A 20268-nucleotide genomic window follows, 5' to 3' on the forward strand; every position below is an offset into this window, starting at 1 on the left:
GGGACGAACGTATGCGAGGCCCACCCCGCGGACTAGCGTCAACCGCGAGCGCGCCGTGCGCTCCGGCCCGGTTCTCGCGTGCACCGCCGCGGCGGCGCAGCCGCGGCGGTGCCGCGGCGGTGCCGGGCCGTCCACCGCTGTCCGAGAGAGCCGCCAGTCTGTGATGGTCGCCCGAACCCTCGCCCTCTTCATCGTCGCCGCGCTGTGTGAGATCGGTGGCGCCTGGCTGGTCTGGCAGGGGGTGCGCGAGCATCGCGGCCTGCTGTGGGTGGGCGCCGGTGTCGTCGCCCTCGGCCTGTACGGCTTCGCCGCAACCCTGCAAACGGACGGCGACTTCGGCCGCATCCTCGCCGCCTACGGTGGGATCTTCGTGGCCGGTTCGATCGCCTGGGGAATGGTGGCCGACGGTTACCGCCCCGACCGGTTCGACGTCGCCGGTGCCGCGGTCTGCCTCGCCGGAATGGCGATCATCATGTTCGCGCCTCGCGGCGGTTGACGTCGGTTCGCGTCGGACCGGGTGCGCCGCGGGCCGGCACCCTTCCGCAACGTGGCCGGCTGCCCGTCAAAGCCTCCCCGCCGGGAGCGCACAGCATCGAAAACTAGCGTGATGACCGTCGCGAGCGGGGTCGAAGGAAAGCGGCCTGAAACTTCGCCCCCAGCTCGCGCCATGATTTGCGCCCAGGCCGGGCAGCCGTGACGGTGTCGGGTGTTCGACATGGTTCTACGCCTGGTACGGCGACCCGTCGGCGCGGAATCATCAGGCTGCCTCCGATGCGGCGGCGCGGGTAACCCTGGCGACCCCTCCGAGCACTGCGCCACGGCCATCGCGGGATGGCGAGCGGAAGTCCGCGGATCCGACCCGGCGGCGACACGATCCCTCGACCCTNTCGGATTGGTGTGGCCATGGGAACACGAGTTCCTGATGAGTGGAGATGGTTCGGCCGGGCCCGGGCGGAATGCGCGACACGGCTCCTTGTCGCCCAGCTGAGAACGGGTCCTGACCGGGCCGGCCTGCGGGAACTTTTGCGGGTGGCGAGCCGGCCGGGGGGACGGGCGGCCCTGCTCGCCCGGGCGGCGCTGGAGAGGATCTGTGACAGCGATCCGGCGGTTTTCGCGACCCTGGCCTGGGACTGGTCGGAAGCAGTGCGCCAGCATCGGTATTCCGAGTACTTCCTGTCGCTTCTGCTCGCACCGGGCCCGACCCCCGGCCGCAGTGCGCGCGTGCTGGCTCTGCTGGCTGCGGGCCGGGTGGCCCGGTTTGTCGGCGGTGAGCCCGTGCCCGCTGAGTTCCCGGGGCGCGTCGCGGCGGCGCTCGCGGCCGAACTGGCGCGTCGCGGGGGGCCCGGGGAACTCTCCGGGCTGTTTTCAGTGACCGCCGAACCGGAACTTCTCGGGGCACTCGTGACCTGCTGGTCGAAAAGTTGGATTCCTGCGGAAAAGGACGCGCTCCGTCAGGTGATCAGTGTCAATCCGAACCTGCCCCGGCGGGTCGGGGAGGACCTGCGGGTCATCGTTCTCAAGCGCCGCCTGGAGCTGCTGGACCTGACTGATCCAGGGACGGTCGACGTCCTGCTGAAATGCGCCACCGATCCGCCCGCCCCGGGTCTCGAAGGGGACTGCGGCCGGCTGCTCGCGCAACTGCCGCCGGGCCGCCCGCGGGAACAACTGTGCCGGCNGGCGCGGACCAGCCCGACGGCACTGGCCATCGTGCGGGACGCCGGCTGGTACCCCACCGCGGCGGACGAGAGACTGCTTTTCTGCTTCATCACCCGGGATCTGCGTGCCTACGCCCAGCTGGATCCGGACGGCACGCTTCTACGTGATGTCTACCGCAGATCCGACCCGTACGTGCGGTCGGAGATCAGGAGGGCCACCCGCGAACTGGTGGCCGGGAGGCAGCGGGCCGGCGCGGCTGACTCCGAGGCGGCCCCCGCGGGCGACCGGGGCCGCGAATGGATCGGTCACATAACCTTCGACCTCGATGCCTTCGCCGTAGCCGTCGGTTGCGCTCCCAGGCCCGGCGCACCGCATGGCCGGCACGCCCGTGGCGCGGGCCGCGGCCGGAGTCGGTGGGGTGGCGGGAGTGGCAACTTCGGCGGCTGCGGAGGCAGTACCAACGACGCGGGTGCGTCCGACGGTGGCCACAGCAGCTGCGGTGGCGGGTGTGGCGGTGGTGGTGGCGGCGGGTGTGGTGGTGGCGGCGGGTGTGGTGGCGGATGACTGTCCCAGCGATCGGATCAGTTCCGTTCGGAGACGGCGGACCGTCACTGGGTTTCGGTGTCGGCTGGCGCCCGGAGATCGACAGCCTGATCGAGGGACTGCCGGGGGTCGGCTTCGTCGAAGTGATCGCCGAGAACCTCGACCCGCGGCGGCTTCCCCCGCCCCTGCTCCAGCTGCGCGCCCGCGGGGTGACGGTGGTTCCGCACGGGGTCTCCCTGAACCTGGGCGGCTCGGGACGACCCGACCGCGGTCGGCTGGCCCATCTCGCCGCGGTCGCCGAGGCGTTGGAAGCGCCGCTGGTCAGCGAGCACGTGGCCTTCTGCCGGGTGGGGAAGCTGGACAGCGGGCACCTGTTGCCGGTTCCCCGGACCCGGCAGGCCCTGCGAGTGATCGTCAGCAATGTTCGCTTCGCGCGGGAGCATCTCCCCGTCCCGCTGGCGCTGGAGAACATCGCGCCGCTGCTGGGCTGGCCGGCGGAGGAGCTCTCCGAAGGAGAGTTCGTCGCCGAGCTCGTCGAGCAGGCTGACGCCCGGCTCCTGCTCGACCTTGCCAACCTGCACACCGCCCGGGTCAACCTCGGCCTCGACCCCTCCCGGGTGCTCGCGCAGCTACCCCTGGAACGTCTCGCCTACGTCCACATGGCCGGCGGGGTGGAACGGCAGGGAATCTGGCACGACACCCACACCCACCCCGTGACCTCCCCGGTGGTGGATCTTCTGGCCGAGCTGGCGGCGCGGGTCGAGCTGCCCGGCGTCCTGCTTGAGCGGGACGGTGCCTTCCCGCCGGGCCCCGAGCTTGCCGCCGAGCTCGCGATGCTGCGCGCGACGGTGGCGTCAGCCGTCACGCTGCCGGCACTCCCCAGCCCGCCGCGTCTCCCCGCGGCGGAGCCGCCCGACCCGGCGGGGCCTACCACCCCGGCGGGGCCTACCACCCCGGCGGGGCCTACCACCCCGGCGGGGCCTACCACCCCGGCGGGGCCTACCACCCCGGCGGGGCCTACCACCCCGGCGAGGTCTGCCACCCCGGCGAGGTCTGCCACCCCGGCGGCACCCACCGCGCCGGGCCGGTCCGTCACATGGGGGACGCTCGGCCGACGGGACCGGAGACGTCTCGCCGGTTCCCAGCGGCGGCTCCTGGCGGCCCTGGTCGCCGGGGCACCGGCACCGGCGGGCTTCGACCGGCACCGGGTGGGCGTCCAGGCCAGGGCGCTGATCGACAAGCGGATGTGGGTGGCCGCCCACCATCGGCCGGATCTGGTCGATCTGCTGGGTGAGCGGTTCGGGCCGCTGTTCCGCGCCTACGCCACCGGCCGGCCGCGACCGGCGGGTGACGCGTGCGGTGACTCCGAGGCCTTCGCCCGCCAGCTGGCGGCGGGCTTCCGGGGTGCGGTCAGGCCTCCGCCGGAGTGGTGAACGCGGCGAGGGCGGCCGCGGCGGCCGCGGCCTCGCCGCCCTCCAGGGCGAGCCAGAAATCCGGGCCGGGTGCGGCCTCGGCGTGCATCCGGGCCCCGCCTTCCCCGGGCGCGTCGAAGTCCAGCCGCCAGGCATGCAGGAAGGTGCGGGTGGTCGGCGCGCGTTCGAAGAGCGGATCGCCCTCGATGGGATGTCCGACCCACGCCAGGTGGACCCGGATCTGATGCCGTCGGCCGCTGACCGGGTGCGCGGCGATCAGCGTGTGTTCCTTCCCCTCCCACACCCGCGTGAGCCGGGTGACGGACGGATAGGTCCTGACGTGCGGAAACGTCTTCGCCGCGGGCACGGTCCAAAGCGCCGCGCCGGCATCGCCGGCATCGCCCGCATCGCCGGAGGCAGCCGGGACGGCGACGATGTCCGCGCGGTTGGCCGCGATGCGCACGCGGTTCTTGCGGCCCACACTCAGCGGCAGGTCGATGGTGGCCGCCGCCGGCAGTCCTCGCGTGCGGGTCAGCGCCAAGTAGGTCTTCTCCACCGTGCGCCGGTTGAACTGCCTGGTCAGGTCGCCGTGGACGCGTAGTTGTTTGGCGAACAGGACGACCCCGGAGGTCACCTTGTCGATGCGGTGCGCGGGGAACAGCTCCTCGCCCGCCTCCTTCGCCATGGAGACCAGGTCGGTGTCGTGGCGTTCACCCACGACCGAAACGCCCACCGGCTTGTCCAGGGCGAGCACCGCCTCGTCCTCGAAGAGCGTCCGCTCCTGTCGGATCCTTGTCCACTCCGTCACGAGACCGCCCATCCCCCAGTGTCGATGCTCACAATTCAAGTATTCGCCACGCGGTGACCGGGTGAACGAGAACCTCCTGGAAGGAGCGGTCTGTTCTGACCGGGCACGGGCGGCCGACGACGTTTCCCCGACGCTCCGGGGCGCGGCGCCCGGCGGCTCCGCGCGGCGGGTCGGATCGGTGCCGCACCCGGCGCCCGGCGCATAGTGCGCAACCTGACGTCGGAATTCCGCGCCGATTCGTGTAGTAAGCCCAGTACCAGCTAGTTCGCCCCTAGCGGCAGAAGGGACCATCATGACTGCCGGCTCCCGTCGACCAGACGAACCGTCACCNTCCTCGGGGGCTACGCGCGCCGCGGGGCTGACTGCCTCCGTGCCCTCCCAGCCCATGGCCTCGTCCGCGGAGATCGCGCAGCGCGCGTGCGTCGCCCCCTCCGGTGGCGTCACCGCGGCCGGCACTCGCGGCGGCACAGCCGCGGTTGCGGGCACGGCCGCGGTCGCCGGCACGGTGAGCGGCGCGGGCACGGTGAGCGGCGCGGGCACGGTGAGCGGCGCGGGCACGGTGAGCGGCGCGGGCGCCGCGACGGGCCATGCGCGCACTGCCGGCCGCGTCGGTGGCGCCCACCAGGTGGTGACCTCGGCGGCCGGCATAGACCGGAACGTGAGTGGCGTCAACGCGAGCGTCGGCCCGCCGATGGCCCGGCCGCGGGCCGCCGCGGGGGCGCTCTTCTTCGACGAGGAGGGGCGCGTGCTGCTGGTGGAACCCTCCTACAAGCCCGGATGGGACATTCCCGGCGGCTTCATCGAGCCCGGCGAGTCGCCCTACGCGGCCTGCGTGCGCGAGGTCGAGGAGGAGATCGGCATCGTCCCGCCGATCGGGCCCCTGCTCGTGGTGGACTGGGCGTCCGACGAGCACAGCGGTGACATGCTGCTCTTCGTCTTCGACGGAGGACTGCTGCCGGCGGACTGGCGGGACCGGATCCGTCTCGACATGGACGAGATCATCAACTGCGCCTTCACTCCACTGGCGGAGGTGGCGGACCGGCTGCCCGTCCCGCACGCGCGCCGGATCCGCGGGGCCGCGGGTCTGCGGGGGCGGCGCGGCGGGGCCGGCTACCTCGAGCACGGCTACCCCGTGCCCACCGGCATCCCTGACACCACCGACACCACCGACACCGCTGACCCAACCGACGCCCCTCACGAGGCCGCCCCCGCCGACCCGGCCGCCCCCGCCGGCTGACGGGACGTCCCGCCGACCGACACTGGAGGCCGGTGACGTGCGGAGGGGCGGGCTCGATGAGAAGAGGTCTTGCGGCGGGAGCCACCGCGGGACTCGTCATGATGGCCGTGCTGGCGGCCTGCGGCGCCAGCCGGGACGAGCCGGGCGACCGCGGCGTCGCGGGTCGGCTGACGGCGGTGCGGCTGCAGTTGCAGTGGTACACCCAGGCACAGTTCGCCGGCTACATCGCCGCCCGTGACAAGGGCTTCTACGCGGACGTCGGCCTGAACGTGGAGATCCTCGAAGGCGGCGCCGACGTCGTCCCGCAGGAGGTGCTCGCCCGCGGTGACGCCGACTTCGCGATCGCCTGGGTGCCGAAGGCCCTCGCCTCGCGGGAGCGGGGCGCCCGGATCACCGAGGTCGGCCAGATCTTCCGGCGGTCGGGCACCTGGCAGGTCAGCTTCGCGGACAGGGGGATAGAGCGGCCGGCGGACCTGCGCGGCCGGCGGGTCGGCACCTGGGGCTTCGGTAACGAGTACGAACTGTTCGCCGGCCTTTCCGGCGCCGGCCTCGACCCGGGGTCGGACGTCGCCCTGGTGCAGCAGGACTTCGACGTCACGGCACTGCTCTCGGGTGACATCGACGCCGTCGCCGCGATGAGCTACAACGAGTACGCCCAGATCCTGGAGGCGGTGAACCCCGCCACCGGCAAGCTCTACACCAGCCGGGACCTCGCCGTCATCGACTGGAACGAGGTCGGCACGGCGATGCTGCAGGACGCGATCTGGGCCGTCACCCCGAGGCTGGAGGCCGACGCCGCCTACCGGCAGACGACGACGAGCTTCCTGGAGGCCTCGCTGCGAGGCTGGGCCTACTGCCGGGACAACGCCGAGGAATGCCGGGACCTGGTCGTCGCCGCCGGTTCCCAGCTCGGCGCCAGTCACCAGCTCTGGCAGATGAACGAGGTCAACAAGCTCATCTGGCCTACTCCGGAGGGCATCGGCGTCGTCGACCGGACGTCCTGGGACCGGACGGTCCGGATCGCGCGGGGTACCCGCAACGCGCAGGGGCAGACGGTACTGCGCGCTGATCCGGCGGGGCTGGCCTACACCGACGAGTTCGCCCGCGCCGCGCTGCGGAACCTGCGGGCCGCCGGTGTCGACGTGACCGGCGAGAGCTTCGAACCGGTCGAGGTGACGCTGAGCCCGGACGGTGTCTGAGCGTTCACTGGCGCAATAGCCGCCCGGCTGGCGCTGACTGATGGCTGGTGTCGGCCAGGCGCGTGCCGGCGAGGGTGAGCCAGCGGCCTGGCTCGGCGATGGCGTTCGCCGGGCTGCCGGCGAGGTCGACGAGCGCGACCGCGGCGCTGACCCCGGGCGGAACGGGCCCGTCCACCCGGCCCGCGACCAGCAGGGCGGGCACCCCGGCCTGCTCGGCCATCGTCAGGACTCCGCCCACGACCTTGCCGGTCAGCGAGGTCGCGTCGAAGCGCCCCTCGCCGGTGATCACCAGGTCGGCCTCGGCCAGGGCGGCGGGCAGCGCGGCGCGCTCGGCGATGGTGCGGGCGCCGGGCACGAGGGTGGCGCCGAGCGCGGCGGCGAGGCCGTAGGCCGTTCCGCCGGCGGCGCCGGTACCCGGCTGGTCGGCGAGGGCAGCGCCGGTTCCCGGCATGGAGGCAGAGCCGGTTCCCGGCATGAGCTCCGCCAGCCGGGCGAGTCCGGCCTCCAGCCGGGCGATGTCGGCGGGCCCCGCGCCCTTCTGCGGCCCGAAGACCGCCGCCGCTCCAGTGGGACCGAGCAGGGGAGCGGCGACGTCGACCAGGCAGCGGATTCCCTCCGGCGGTGCGGCCGGCAGGCCCCGCAGGTCGACGGCGGCGAGGTCGGCGAGGGCCCCGCCGCCGGGCGGCAGCGGCTGGCCCGCGGCGTCCAGGAAGCGGGCCCCGAGGGCTCGCAGCACACCAGTGCCACCGTCGGTGGACGCGGAACCTCCCAACGCCACCAGCACACCGCGGGCCCCGGCCGCCAGCGCGGCGCCGATCAGCTGGCCCAGCCCGATGGTGTGTGCGTGCAGCGGGTCCAGTCCGCGCATCAACGGCAGGCCACTGGCCTGGGCCAGCTCGACGAGGGCCGACCCGTCGGGGAGCGCCAGCCAGGCGGCGCCGGGGACGGGACGCCCATCCGGCCCGGTCACCTCCAGCACCTCGCGGCGGGCGTCCGGGACGGCGGCGGCGAACACGTCCAACGTGCCCTCGCCGCCGTCGGCGATCGGAACCGTCACCACGATGTCGTCCGGGCGGGCCGCCGACCACCCGGCGGCCAGCGCCGCGGCCGCCTGGGTCGCCGAGGCCGTTCCCTTGAACGAATCGGGTGCGATCACCACTCGCAGCGGACGTCCGGACGCCGCGGGGGGAGACGATGCGGGGGGAACGGACATCGGAACTCCTGTCGTCGCTGGCGTGCCGCGCCGCTGACGGTACCGAGCGGGGTCCAGCACGGCGCGCGGCCACGGGTCCGGACGCGGCGGGGCCCGGGCACGCACCTGGCGGGGGATCGGGCCCGCACATGACGGCGCCCGGCTCGTCCACCCCTGCGGGCGGGCGTGCCGGGCGCTGTCATGTCCTGCCTGCCAGACCGGTGTCGCCGTCAGGCCGACGTTCTGGATCAGGCGTTGCGGGTCAGCGGTTGCGGGTCAGCGGGCCCGCTCGGGCTGGGCCGGATCGTGTGGCTGTGCCGGCACCTCGCCCATGGCGCTGTGGGACACCACCGGGGCCTCGACCTCCCCGAGGTCGTCCGCCGCTTCGACCGACAGGCGCGGCAGGATCCGGTCCAGGCCGCTGGGCAGCCACCAGTTGGCCCGCCCGAACAGGTGCATGAGTGCCGGCACCAGGATCGTGCGGATCACGAAGGCGTCGATGGCGATGGCGAGTGCCAGACCCAGCCCGAACAGCTTGATGACACGTTCGTCGCCGAGGATGAACGAGGCGAACACCAGGGTCATGATGGCGCCCGCGGCGGAGACCACCCGCCCTGTCTCGGCCTGCCCGAGGGAGACCGCGACGCGGTTGTCCCGCCGGGCCGTCCACTCCTCGTGCATGCGGCTGACCAGGAACACTTCGTAGTCCATGGACAGCCCGAAGAGGATCGCGAACAGCATGACCGGCAGGTAGGCCTCGATCGGCCCGGGGCTGAGGCCGAACACGTCGGACAGCCAGCCCCACTGGAACACGGCCACGACGACGCCGAACGCCGCGCCGACGGCGAGCAGGTTCATCACCGACGCCGTCAGCGGAATGAGCAGGCTGCGGAACACCGCGACCAGCAGGATGAACGCGAGCACCACGACCACGCCGATGAACAGCGGCAGCTTGCCCGACAGCACGTTGGAGAAGTCCTCGAAGACCGCGGTGAGGCCGCCCACGTACACCGGAGCCGCGGCCCCCGCCGTCGCGGACGGGATCACGTCGTCACGCAGCCGGTCGAGCAGCTTCGCGGTGTCGGGGGACTGCGGGCTGGACGTCGGGTAGAGGGTCGCGATCGCGGCCCGGCCGTTGGGGCTCTGCCGCGCCGGGGTCACCGAGGCGACGCCCTCGGTGTCGCGGGCCGCCTCGATGGCCTGGTCCAGGGTCTGCAGGTCGGTGGGGGAGGAGATCTCGGAGACCAGCATGAGCGGCCCGTTGAAGCCGGGGCCGAAGCCGTCGGCGAGCAGGTCGTAGCCCCGCTTGCTGCTCTTGGTGTCCGAGCCGTTGCCCAGGTCGGACGAACCGAGCCGCAGCGACAGGAACGGAATCGCGACCACGACGATCGCTCCGGTGGCCAGTACCGCGAGGATGGCCGGCCGGCGCTCCACACCCTTGGCCCACCGCCACCAGAAGCCCGACGGCCGCTCCGGCTCGGGCCCGTTCGCGGCGATCCGGCGGCGCTCCCGGCGGCTGAGCACCTTCTGCCCGTAGAAGCCGAGCAGGGCGGGCAGCAGGGTGACCGAGGCCAGCATGGTCATGGCGACGGTCAGCGCGGCGGACAGCGCGACACCGTAGAGGAAGGTCACGCCGAGGGCGAACATGCCCAGCAGCGCGATGCACACGGTGAGCCCGGCGAAGATCACGGCGCGGCCGGAGGTGTTGACCGCGTTGACCGCGGCCTCCTCCGGGGAACGGCCGGCCCGCAGACCGATGCGGTGGCGGTTCACGATGAACAGTGCGTAGTCGATGCCGACGCCCAGGCCGATCAGGGTAGCGAGCATCGTGCTGAACTCGGCGACCGAGGTCAGGTGCGAGACCTGGACGATGAGGCTGATGCCGACGCCGAGCGCGGCCAGCGCGGTGATCAGCGGCAGGGTGACCGCGAGCAGCGAGCCGAACGCGAGGAAGAGAATGACCGCGGCGGCGACGATGCCGATGAGCTCGCTGGCGCTCTGCTCGGCCTGCTCGACGACCGCGGCGACCTGGCCGGTCGTCTCGACCTGCANGGCTCCGTTGTCGTAGGAGCGGGCGGTGTCCACCAGGTTCTCGATGTCGCCCCGCGCGAGCTCGTTGCCCGGCAGGTCGAGGGCCACGGTCGCGAACGCGGTGGTGCCGGCGGCGTTGATCTGGCCGCTGCCGTCCGGGCTNAACGGGCCGACGACCTCGGCGACGTGCGGCAGCCCGGAGACCCGATCGACCAGGTCGGTGACCTGCGTGCGCAGCGCGGAGTCGGTCAGCGCGCCCGAGCGGGCGTGGAGGACGATGGTCGCGCTGTCACCCGACTGGGCGGGGAAGTCACGCTCGAGGAGGTCGATCGCCCGCTGGGAGTCCGTCCCGGGGAGCGAGAACGTGTCCTTGTAGTCGTCGCCGGTCGCTCGGCCGAGCCCTGCCAGCCCGACAAGAGCCGCGACCCACAGGNAGAGGACGAGCCAGCGGTGCTGGAAGCACCAGCGCGCGAGCTTTGCCATGGTTTCCCTTCGGAGGTGCTGGTTGGTCGGTCGGCCGCTGTTCACGACCGGTCTGCCTCTTTCCGTGACCGGTCTGCCGCTCTCCGCCGCCGGTAGTTGCCGTGGCCAGCCGCGGCCCTGCTGATGGACAGGCTCGCCGGCGAGGGCTGCCCGTGGACCCTCGCGGGCAACCCTACTTACCGATCGGCCAGTAGGTAGGTGTCAGAGTAGCATTCGCGGCTGACCCGTCCTCTGGGGGTGAGAACTGGTGGTCGCCGGACGTTCGCGTTCGCAGGGAGCCGACACCCGCACGCGCATCCTCGCGGCCGCGGTCGAGCTCTTCGTGGAACGAGGGTATGCGGGCACCTCGGTGCGCGACATCGCTGAGCGACTCGGAGTGACGAAGGCCGCGCTCTACTACCACTTCTCCTCCAAGGAGATGATTCTCGAGGCACTGATTTCGCCGTTCGAGTCCGGTCTCGCCCAGTTGGTCGAGTTGGCCCGGCGTGATCCGCCGCCTCCGCCGCGGGCGATCCTGGTCGCGCTCACGTCTCTGCTGGTGGACACCGGTGCGGTCCTCTGTGCCTTCGCAAATGATCCGTCGGTGCTCTACCACCGGATCGGCAAGGACAACATCTTTTCCCGGCAGGAGGCTGTCATTGGCGCGCTCGCCGGCCCGCAACCGACCGCGGCGCGGATTATGCGGGCCCGTTGCGCGGTCGGATGTGTGCAGAACGGCGTCATGGGCAGCGCGATGGATCGGATGCGTGGCCGGGGTGTCTCCACCTGTGGCGTGCCGGTGGTAGCGGCGGGGGCGGAGAGGTCGGACGCGCGGTCGGCGGAGCCGGCCGGGTCGGCGGCGTCTGCCGCGTCCGCTGTTTCGGAAGCGTCGGGAGTGTCGGGAGTGGCGGCGGCGCTGGCGGTGCCGGGTGGTCTCGGTGCTGGGTCCGGCTCCGGCGGCGGGGCGAATGTTGGCTGGGCCACCACCACTGGCGTGGGGAGGCGAACGGGCATTCGCAGCCTGACCGGATTTACTGGAGACAGCGGTGCGGATGGCCCGACCGACACGGCGGTACCGGAGAAGTCGCCGGGCACTTCCGTGGCGCCGGGCATCGGGACAGCTGGCGAGGCTTCGCCGGCGCACCCCGTGGCTGGCACCAACGTGACATCCACGGGTACCTGTGCGCCGGCGGGCGTCGACGCGCTGTCCCCGTTCGCGCCGCTGCTGCCCGAGGAACTTCAGCGTCTGATCGTGGAGGCCGCCCTTGCCGCGCTCGGACCAGAGCAGTCCATGGAGCCGTCGGCGGAGTAACAGGCCCAGCCCGGACGGTCCATCGCCGTGCCGTCCGGCGCAAAGTCGGCTGGTGTGTCGTCCAGCGGGATGTCCCCGGTGGCGCCGTCCGGTAGAGGGTCGTGCGGTGTGAGGCCTTTCGCCGGTCGGCCGGCCGGAGTGCTGGTCGCCGCCGCGGCGTTCGTCGCGGCCTGTAGCGAGGCCGGGGGAGTCGGCGGAGATGAGGGCCGGGGTGCCGGATCGACGGTCACTGTCCGGGTTCGTGGGTTGACCATCGATGCGGAGGTCGCCGACAGTGACGCGGAGCGGCGCCGGGGCCTGATGTTTCGCACCGACCTTCCGCCGGGCCATGGAATGATCTTTGATTTCGGCGGCGAGACGACGTCGGGCTTCTACATGTTCCAGACGTTACTGCCGCTTTCGATCATGTTTGTCCGGGACGGTAGGGTTGTCGGCGTGCGGGAGATGACGCCCTGTTCGGGGGATGATCCGTCGTTCTGCCCCGTCTACTACTCGGACGGTGTCTACACCCATGCGGTGGAGGCTCCGGCGTACACCTTCGCCGAGGTCACCATCGGTGATCCGGTGGCGATTGGTTCGGACTGACGGCAGGGTGTATCCGATGGTCGGCAGGTGCGGTGGCTCCCACGGGCGTGAGCTACGTCTCGATGTCCGGTAGATGTCAATGCTGTGTCATTCCGTTCGAAAACCTGAGTGGAATTCCGGCTGATGCTTCGGCGAGGTGAATCCGCATCTGGTCCTCCGCTGGCCTCGGGAATGTGTGATAAGGGAGCAAGGTCCGATGTCGTCCATCTGACGATGGACGACCCGGCCTCGGGACGATGAAATGGTGGAGCCGCTCGAAGCGAGCCGGCGGTGGGCGGGAGTGCAGGTCAGATCCCGCCGCACGTGGAACGCCGATGGTGGAGGGCGACATAAACGGAAGCAGTAGGTGACGTGATAGCTGTGCCGGAACGGGACACCGGGGGGGACCGTGTGACCCGAGGTGGTGGGTCGTGAGCGCACGGCCCCGCGTGGCTGCCCGCGAAGGGGGCCCGGCCGTCATGTCGGGCGGCGCGCGAACCACCTCGCCGGGCGGATGGCCGCCACGTACTGCCGTGGTGACCGGAGCCAGCTCCGGCATCGGTCGGGAGGCGGCCCTCCTGCTCGCTGATCAGAACTGTCGGTCGCTGTTGGTGGGCCGCAACGGGGCGGCTCTCGACGAGGTCGCCGCCGCGACGCAGGGCCACCGGATAGCCGTGGATCTGGCACGTCCCGGTGGCGAGGTGACAGTGGCGTCCCGCGCCTCGGAACTGCTCGGGGACGTGGACCTGTTGATCTGCTCGGCAGGTCTCGGTGCCGCCNGGCCGTTCGACGTGATGTCACCGGCAGCGATCAACGATCTCATCGCCGTCAACGTCCTCGCCCCGATGCTGCTGGTCCGGGCCATGCTGCCGGCGATGCTCGACCGGGGGCAGGGCCGGATCTTGCTGGTCGGCAGTGTCGCGGGCGCGCTGGGCGTCCGGGGTGAGGTCGCGTACTCGGCCTCGAAGGCGGCGATGGTCGGCTTTGCCGACGCGCTGCGCTCCGAAGTGGCAGGACGTGGCATCGGTGTCACGTTGTGTTTACCGGGAGCTGTGGACACCCCCTTCTTCCACCGGCGCGGAGCTCCGTACGTGCGCCGGTGGCCACGTCCCATCCCGGCCGGTCTGGTAGCGCAGCGAATGCTCACCGCCACGGGCCGGGGGGACGCCGAAGTGTGGGTGCCCCGCTGGTTGTCCGCCGCCGCGCGCGTTCACGGCGCGGCTCCGTCGCTGTACCGCCGCCTGGCCGGTGTCTTCGGATGATCCTCGGATCATCCGGCCGCCGGTCCGGGAGGTGAGTGAACGGAGCGGACCAAGCAGTCGTCACCGGTGGGGACACCGGTGAGGAGGCGGATCCGGGGGCACGGCCCGATCGGCGGTGCCCCCGGCCGTGCCGCGATGAACCCGCGGCGCGGTGCCTTCGGCCAAGGTGCGCGGCGTCCGGGCGGGCCCACCGTCCGGCCCCCGTCCCTCGCCTGCCCCTGACCGACCTGACCATGTTGACCGGGGCGGCCCCGGTCACGTCGCCGAGACCGGGCCCGCGCACCGGGACCATGCACCGGGACCGACCCGTGCCAGGCGGACCGCCGGCACCTCTGGCCGGCGCACCTCCCGGTCAGGGGTGGCGGTCCCGGCGATCTGGCCCGCAGGATGACCGGCACCACCGCGGTCGGCACCGCGGCGGTGCCCGCACTGACGACAGCACACGACGCACACGACGCAGACCGCACCGCGCACCCGGAGCGCAGACCGCCACGTTAAGGAGAGGCGTATGACCGCAATCGACGCCCGAACCGGCCCACCGCGTCCGTCTGCCCCCCTCGGCGCGACCGCCCTCACCACGCCCACCGAGCAGGTGTTGCTGGCCGCGCCCGCCGAGAACTTCCCGGTCGCCTCACGGCTGCTCCCGGCGCGGCTGCGGGAGCACCTGAACGCGCTGTACGTCTTCGGGCGGCTCGTCGACGACATCGGTGACGAGGCCCCCGGCGACCGCCTGGCCCTGCTGGACGAGCTCGCCGCGGACCTGGAGCTGATCTGGGCCGGCGGGGAACCGAAGCTGCCCGTCCACCAGACGCTCGCCCGGACGGTGCGGGCCTGTGACCTGCCCGCCGAGCCGTTCCGCCGACTCGTGGAGGCGAACCGGCAGGACCAGGTTGTCAGCCGGTACGAGACCTACGACGATCTTCTGCACTACTGCACCCTGTCGGCCGACCCGATCGGCCGCATGGTGCTCGGCGTGTTCGGGCTGGCGACTCCGGCGCGGATCGCGCTGTCCGACCGCATCTGCACCGCGCTGCAACTGGCCGAGCACCTCCAGGACGTCGCCGAGGATCTGGCCGCGGGCCGGATCTACCTGCCGCTGGAGGATCTGGAGGCATTCGGGGTGACCGAGGCCGACCTGGCCGCGCCGAGCGCCTCGCCCGCGGTCCGTCACCTGATGGCCTTCGAGGTGGCCCGGGCCCGGGCCCTGCTCGACTCGGGCGCGCCGCTGGTGGGCCTGGTCGGGGGCCGCCTGCGGCTGGCGATGGCGGGCTTCGTGGGCGGCGGGCGGGCAGCCCTCGACGCCGTCCGGCGGGCCGACTACGACGTGCTCGGCGGGGCTCCCAAGGCTCCGAACACGCGGGTCGCGATGTTCGCCGGGGCCGCGCTGGTGCGTTCGTCGGTGCCGGGGGCGGGCGCGGCGGCCCGTGCCGCCGGGACCGAGGCCGCGACCGCGCCGGCCGCCCCGCCGGCCGCGACCGCCGCGCCAGCCACAACAGAGACGCCAGCCACAACAGAGACGCCAGCCACAACAGAGACGCCAGCCACAACAGAGACGCCAGCCACAACAGAGACGCCAGTCACAACAGAGACGCCAGCCACAACTGCGACGACGACCGCGACGACCGCCACAACCGCGACGGTCACGACGGGGGGAACCAGATGAGCGCGGGTGTGCCGGGCAGCTCCACGGTCGCCGAGGCGTACGCCTCCTGCGAGGCACTGACCCGGGAGGCCGCGCGGAACTTCAGCTACGGCATCCGGTTGCTGCCGGCCGAGAAGCGGGGTGCGCTGTCCGCGGTCTACGCGCTGGCCCGCCGGCTCGACGACCTCGGCGACGGCGATCTGCCGGCGGAGGAGAAGTTCGCCGGGCTGGAGAAGGTCCGCGCCGACGTCCGGGCGCTGGATCCGAACAGCTCCGACCCCGTGATGGTCGCGCTCGCCGACACCGCGCGGCGCTTCCCCATCCCGCTGGAGGCCTTCATCGAGCTCGCCGACGGCGTCGAGAGCGACGTGCGCGGCGCGACCTACGAGACCTTCGACGACCTGGTCGGCTACTGCCGGCTCGTCGCGGGCACGATCGGCCGGCTCTCGCTGGGCATCTTCGGGGTGAACGGGGCGGCCGGCGACAAGGGCGCCGCCGAGATCGCCGACGCCCTCGGCGTGGCGCTGCAGCAGACCAACATCCTGCGGGATGTCCGTGAGGACCTGCTCAACGGGCGGACCTACCTGCCGTCGACCGAGCTCGAGAAGGCCGGGGTCATCCTGTCGGTGAACGCGGCGGGGCGGCTCGGTGGCCCCGAGGACGCGCTCGTCGACTACCTGCGTGACTGCGCGGCCCGGGCCGACGAGTGGTACACCCGCGGGCTGGCCCTGCTCGGTCTGCTCGACCGGCGCAGCGCCGCCTGCTGTGGTGCGATGGCCGGCATCTACCTGCGCCTGAACCGGCGCATCCGGCAGGACCCGACCGCGGTCCTTGAGCGCCGGCTGTCGCTGCCGGGCTGGGAGAAGGCCGTGGTGGCCGCCCGCAGCCTCGCCGGCAGATCGGAGTCGAGGGCGGCATGAGCGTTCGGGGGGACACACCACCGGTCCACTGGTCGCGGGAGGGCGGCGGTGCCGCCGCGCCCGCCGGCCGGGGGCGCGTCGTTGTCATCGGCGGCGGGCTCGCCGGAATCGCCGCCGCGCTGGTCGCGGCGGACGAGGGCGTCGAGCCGGTGCTGCTGGAGGCCCGCCCGCGCCTCGGCGGCGCGACGACGTCGTTCCAGCGGTCGTTCCAGGGTGGCTCGCTGTGGATCGACACCGGCCAGCACGTCTTCATGCGGTGCTGCACCGCCTACCGGGGGCTGCTCGCCCGCCTCGGGGTCACCCACCTCACGACCCTGCAACCGCGTCTCGACGTCGAGGTGCTGATCGCCGGCTCGCTGACCCGGACCAGGCTGCGCCGCACCAGGGTGCCGCTGCCGGCGCCGCTGCACCTCGCGCCGGCGCTGCTGGGCTACCGGGCACTGCCGCCCGCTGACCGGATCCGGGCCGCGCTGGCGGCGTTGCGGATCGGCCGGCTGGACCAGCGCGACCCGAAGGTGGACGGGGACTCCTTCGGCGGGTGGCTGGAGCGGCACGGCCAGAGCGCCGTCGCCACCGAGGCGCTCTGGGAGCTGCTCACGGTCGCCACTCTCAACGCTCCGGCTTCGGATGCCTCGCTGGGCCTGGCCGCCAAGGTGGTCCGCACCGGTCTGCTGGAGGGGGCCGATGCGGGTGACCTGGGCTGGCCCGAGGCCCCGTTGCAGGAGCTCCACGGCGACGCCGCCGTGCGTGCGCTGACGGCTGTGGGCGGCACTGTCCGGACGGGCACCAAGGCCAGGGCCGTCGTCCGGACGTCCACCGGCTGGGAGGTCACGCTGGACGGCGGGGAGGTGCTCACCGCGGACGGTGTGGTGCTGGCGGTTCCGCCGCCGGCCGCCGCCGGGCTGTTGCCGGAGGGAACCGGCGTCGACCCGGCGAAGCTGCGCGCGCTGGGTGCCTCGCCCATCATCAACGTGCACATGATCTTCGATCGGCCGGTGCTGGACGTCCCGATGCTCGCCGTCGTCGGTTCGCCGGTTCAGTGGATCTTCGACCGTACGATCTCCTCCGGGCTGGCGAAGGTCGGGCCGCCCGGGGCGCAGTACCTCGCGCTGTCCCAGTCGGCGGCGCAGGAGTGGGTCGACCAGCCCGCGAACGATCTGCGGGCGCTGTTCGTCGAGGAGATGCGCCGGCTGTTCCCGGCCGCTCGGGAGGCCGAGCTGCTGGAGGTCTTCGTGACCAGGGAGCGCACCGCGACCTTCGACCAGGCGCCCGGCTCGCTGGGGTTGCGCCCGGATCAGGCGACCGGCCTGCCCGGGTTCGCGCTGGCGGGAACCTGGACGGACACCGGCTGGCCGGCGACCATGGAAGGTGCCGTGCGTAGCGGGATAGCTGCTGCCCGTGAGACCCTCGCCACCATGGCGGTATCGGGGAGCGCGCTGTCCGCTGTAGAGCACGGTCCGTCCGCGAACCGAGGTGAGTCGCTCGCTGCGGTGCCGACCCAGTCCTGGGACGTCGCGGGCCAGGCGCCCGCCGCGCCCGCCGCTCCCGCCACCGAGCCGGCGGCAGGAGCGGCGGGCGCGGCGGAGGCCGGGACGGTGACCGCCGGCGCCGCGGTGACCGATCCAGCGTCGACACACAAAGTGACGACCCAGACAGAGACGTCCACGTCCACGGGGGGATTCCCGGTATGACCACATCGGTTCCGGAAGCGATCGAGCGCGGCCGCGACCTCACGGTGCCCGCCTTGCGCGCAACGGTGGACCGGCTCCACCCCCGCCTGCGCCACGTCGTCGCCTACCACCGCGGCTGGGTGGACGCGGCGGGTGCGCCGGTCCCCGGCAACGGCGGCAAGCTCGTCCGCCCAGCGCTCGCCCTGCTCTCGGCGGAAGCCGCGGGCGCGCCCGCCGAGGTCGGCCTGCCGGCCGCGGTGGCAGTCGAACTGGTGCACGACTTCTCGCTGCTGCACGACGATCTGATGGACGGCGACACCGAGCGCCGCCACCGCGCCACCGCGTGGACGGTCTTCGGCGCCGACGGCGCGATCCTCGCCGGTGACGCGCTGCTGGGCCTGGCCACCCAGGTCCTGCTGGAGGTCGAGGGCGAGCCCGGCCGGCGCGCCGCGGTCATCCTCGGCGCCGGTGTCCAGGATCTCGTGCGCGGGCAGGCCGAGGACCTGCTGTTCGAGAGCCGCTCGGACGTCTCGGTGGCCGAGACCCTGCACATGGAGGACGGCAAGACCGGCGCGCTGCTGGCCTGCTCCGCCTCCCTCGGCGCGGTACTCGCCGGCGCCCCCACCGAGGTCGTGGACGGGCTCGCCGAGTACGGCGCCCGGCTCGGCACCGCCTTCCAGCTGATCGACGACCTGCTCGGCATCTGGGGCGACCCGGCGGTGACCGGCAAGCCGGTGCTGAACGACCTGCGCTCCCGCAAGAAGTCGGTGCCGGTCGTGGTGGCCCTGGAGGCGGGCGGCAGCGACGCCGACGAACTGCGCGCCTTCCTCACCGGTGAGGGTGAGTCCACCGAGGCCGAGCTGCAGCACATCGCCGCGCTGGTGGAACGTGCCGGCGGACGTGACTGGACCACCGCCGAGGCCGACCGCCAGCTCAAGGCGTGCGAGAACGCGCTGCGTTCGATCTCGATCCCGGCGTCGGCCGAGGCGGAGCTGCTGGCGATGGCGCGCTTCGTGACCGAACGAGATCGCTGAGGGGGAGCGAGGTGGCAGTACCCGCCCGCCGGACGCCCGGCGGTCCGCACGACCTGTACATGCACCTGTACGACGAGGGGAGTCGTCGATGAGCCTGACTTCGGACCAGTCCTCGGCTGCCCCGACGGCCGCGCATCCGAACCCGCGAGTCCCGTCCCCGTCGGCGGCGCCGGTGGAGGACGCGGGGACGTTCGAGGCCGGCGCGGCTGTGCTGACCGACGCACCGCAGCCCACCTCCGCCGCCACGGCCCAGGTCGACCCCGCCCTCAGCACGCTGTGGCGCGGGCGCGACCACCTGCTCGCCCTGCAGTCCGAGGACGGCTGGTGGAAGGGGGAGCTGGAGACCAACGTCACGATGGACGCCGAGGACCTCATGCTCCGGCAGTTCCTCGGCATCCTCACGCCCGAGACCGCGGCGGAGACCGGGCGCTGGATCCGCTCCCAGCAGCTCGAGGACGGCGGGTGGGCCACCTTCTACGGTGGGCCGTCCGACATCTCGACCACCATCGAGGCCTACGTCGCCCTGCGGCTGGCCGGTGACGATCCGCAGGCCCCGCACATGCGGTCGGCGGCCGAGTGGGTGCGTTCCGCCGGCGGCATCGCCGCGGCCCGGGTGTTCACCCGCATCTGGCTGGCACTGTTCGGGGAGTGGTCCTGGGACGAGGTCCCGGTGCTGCCCGCGGAGCTCTCGTTCCTGCCGCCCTGGTTCCCGCTGAACATCTACGATTTCGCCTGCTGGGCCCGCCAGACCGTGGTGGCGCTGACGATCGTCGGCTCGCTGCGGCCGGTGCGCTCGCTCGGCTTCACCCTGGACGAACTGCGCGTCCCGGCGCCGAAGCCGCGCAGGTCACCGCTGCGCAGCTGGGCCGGCGCGTTCGAGCGGCTCGACGTGGTGCTGCACCGGTACGAGAAGCGGCCCTTCCAGCCGCTGCGCCGGCTCGCCCTGCGCCGGGCCGCTGAGTGGGTGATCGCCCGCCAGGAGGCGGACGGCTGTTGGGGTGGCATCCAGCCGCCGATGGTCTACTCGATCATGGCCCTGCACCTCATGGGCTACCCGCTCAACCACCCGGTGATCTCGATGGCGTTCCGCGCCCTCGACCGCTTCACGATCCGTGAGCAGACGCCCGAGGGGATGGTGCGCCGGATCGAGGCGTGCCAGTCGCCGGTCTGGGACACCGCGCTCGCGGTCGTCGCGCTCTCGGACGCGGGCGTGGCCGGGGACCACCCGGCGATGGTCCNGGCCGGTCGCTGGCTCGCGGACGAGGAGATCCGGGTCGCCGGTGACTGGGCGGTACGCCGCCCCGCCCTGGCACCCGGTGGCTGG

General features: G+C 72.7%; 15 protein-coding genes and 4 pseudogenes. 14 read left to right on the plus strand and 5 right to left on the minus strand.

Annotation, left to right across the window (positions count from 1 at the left end; genetic code table 11):
• The first annotated feature begins 163 nt into the window (after positions 1-163).
• Both UG55_RS10420 and UG55_RS10430 read left to right on the plus strand, forming a co-directional pair.
• Positions 164-496, plus strand: a complete 333-nt coding sequence (locus tag UG55_RS10420; RefSeq protein WP_396230863.1) for a YnfA family protein — start codon at positions 164-166, stop codon at positions 494-496.
• A 1720-nt stretch (positions 497-2216) separates the two neighbouring features.
• Positions 2217-3632 carry a DUF692 domain-containing protein gene (locus UG55_RS10430; protein WP_083986654.1) on the plus strand — a complete coding sequence of 472 codons (1416 nt, stop codon included), beginning with the start codon at positions 2217-2219 and terminating at the stop codon, positions 3630-3632.
• On the opposite strand, the gene UG55_RS10435 is transcribed toward UG55_RS10430, so the two are convergent.
• Positions 3610-4419, minus strand: a complete 810-nt coding sequence (locus UG55_RS10435; RefSeq protein ID WP_066066556.1) for an RluA family pseudouridine synthase — start codon at positions 4417-4419, stop codon at positions 3610-3612. The two genes, UG55_RS10430 and UG55_RS10435, sit on opposite strands and share 23 nt — an antisense overlap.
• 691 nt (positions 4420-5110) lie before the next feature.
• On the opposite strand from UG55_RS10435, the gene UG55_RS28410 reads away from it, so the two are divergent.
• Together UG55_RS28410 and UG55_RS10445 are read left to right on the plus strand one after the other, a co-directional pair.
• Positions 5111-5656: an NUDIX hydrolase gene (locus tag UG55_RS28410; RefSeq protein WP_128422930.1), complete on the plus strand. Its 546-nt coding sequence runs from the start codon at positions 5111-5113 to the stop codon at positions 5654-5656.
• Positions 5657-5712: 56 nt separating this feature from the next.
• Positions 5713-6855, plus strand: coding sequence for an ABC transporter substrate-binding protein (locus UG55_RS10445; protein WP_066066440.1), 1143 nt, complete (start codon positions 5713-5715; stop codon positions 6853-6855).
• A 4-nt stretch (positions 6856-6859) separates the two neighbouring features.
• Here UG55_RS10445 and UG55_RS10450 read toward each other — a convergent pair whose 3' ends face one another.
• The 4 genes and pseudogenes from UG55_RS10450 to UG55_RS35100 all read right to left on the minus strand — a co-directional run.
• Positions 6860-8068 (minus strand): glycerate kinase, encoded by a 1209-nt coding sequence (locus UG55_RS10450; protein ID WP_066066443.1) that lies wholly within the window; start codon positions 8066-8068, stop codon positions 6860-6862.
• A 255-nt stretch (positions 8069-8323) separates the two neighbouring features.
• A partial coding sequence (locus tag UG55_RS10455; RefSeq protein ID WP_242424125.1) for an MMPL family transporter occupies positions 8324-10098 on the minus strand: 1775 nt, incomplete at its 5' end.
• A 1-nt stretch (position 10099) separates the two neighbouring features.
• Positions 10100-10240 (minus strand): annotated as a pseudogene (locus tag UG55_RS35095) (hypothetical protein); the annotation flags it as partial.
• A 1-nt stretch (position 10241) separates the two neighbouring features.
• A pseudogene (locus UG55_RS35100) lies at positions 10242-10511 on the minus strand (MMPL family transporter); the annotation flags it as partial.
• 297 nt (positions 10512-10808) lie between these two features.
• Here UG55_RS35100 and UG55_RS10460 point away from each other — a divergent pair.
• The 10 genes and pseudogenes from UG55_RS10460 to UG55_RS35115 all read left to right on the plus strand — a co-directional run.
• The gene (locus UG55_RS10460; protein WP_066066449.1) at positions 10809-11852 is read left to right on the plus strand and encodes a TetR/AcrR family transcriptional regulator; all 1044 of its coding nucleotides are present in this window, start codon (positions 10809-10811) and stop codon (positions 11850-11852) included.
• A gap of 246 nt (positions 11853-12098) precedes the next feature.
• Positions 12099-12437: a DUF192 domain-containing protein gene (locus tag UG55_RS10465; protein WP_242424126.1), complete on the plus strand. Its 339-nt coding sequence runs from the start codon at positions 12099-12101 to the stop codon at positions 12435-12437.
• 512 nt (positions 12438-12949) lie between these two features.
• On the plus strand, positions 12950-13195 hold a 246-nt coding region (locus UG55_RS35105), incomplete at its 3' end, for an SDR family NAD(P)-dependent oxidoreductase (RefSeq protein ID WP_313954601.1).
• A 1-nt stretch (position 13196) separates the two neighbouring features.
• Positions 13197-13678: pseudogene (locus tag UG55_RS10470) on the plus strand (SDR family NAD(P)-dependent oxidoreductase); the annotation flags it as partial.
• Positions 13679-14186: 508 nt separating this feature from the next.
• A complete protein-coding gene (hpnC, locus tag UG55_RS10475; protein WP_083986646.1) occupies positions 14187-15341 on the plus strand; it encodes a squalene synthase HpnC in 1155 nt (384 codons plus the stop codon).
• On the plus strand, positions 15338-16240 hold the full coding sequence (gene hpnD / locus UG55_RS10480) for a presqualene diphosphate synthase HpnD (RefSeq protein ID WP_066066456.1): 903 nt from the start codon (positions 15338-15340) through the stop codon (positions 16238-16240). The genes hpnC and hpnD overlap by 4 nt, the downstream gene beginning before the upstream one ends.
• A complete protein-coding gene (gene hpnE, locus UG55_RS10485; RefSeq protein WP_066066459.1) occupies positions 16237-17931 on the plus strand; it encodes a hydroxysqualene dehydroxylase HpnE in 1695 nt (564 codons plus the stop codon). Before hpnD ends, hpnE begins: the two co-directional genes overlap by 4 nt.
• Positions 17928-18944: a polyprenyl synthetase family protein gene (locus UG55_RS10490; protein WP_066066462.1), complete on the plus strand. Its 1017-nt coding sequence runs from the start codon at positions 17928-17930 to the stop codon at positions 18942-18944. The genes hpnE and UG55_RS10490 overlap by 4 nt, the downstream gene beginning before the upstream one ends.
• Positions 18945-19032: 88 nt before the next feature.
• Positions 19033-20182: prenyltransferase/squalene oxidase repeat-containing protein (locus tag UG55_RS35110; protein WP_304440399.1), on the plus strand; the 1150-nt coding region annotated here is incomplete at its 3' end.
• 1 nt (position 20183) lies between these two features.
• Positions 20184-20268, plus strand: a pseudogene (locus UG55_RS35115) (hypothetical protein); the annotation flags it as partial.

This window comes from Frankia sp. EI5c (assembly GCF_001636565.1).
GTDB lineage: Bacteria > Actinomycetota > Actinomycetes > Frankiales > Frankiaceae > Parafrankia.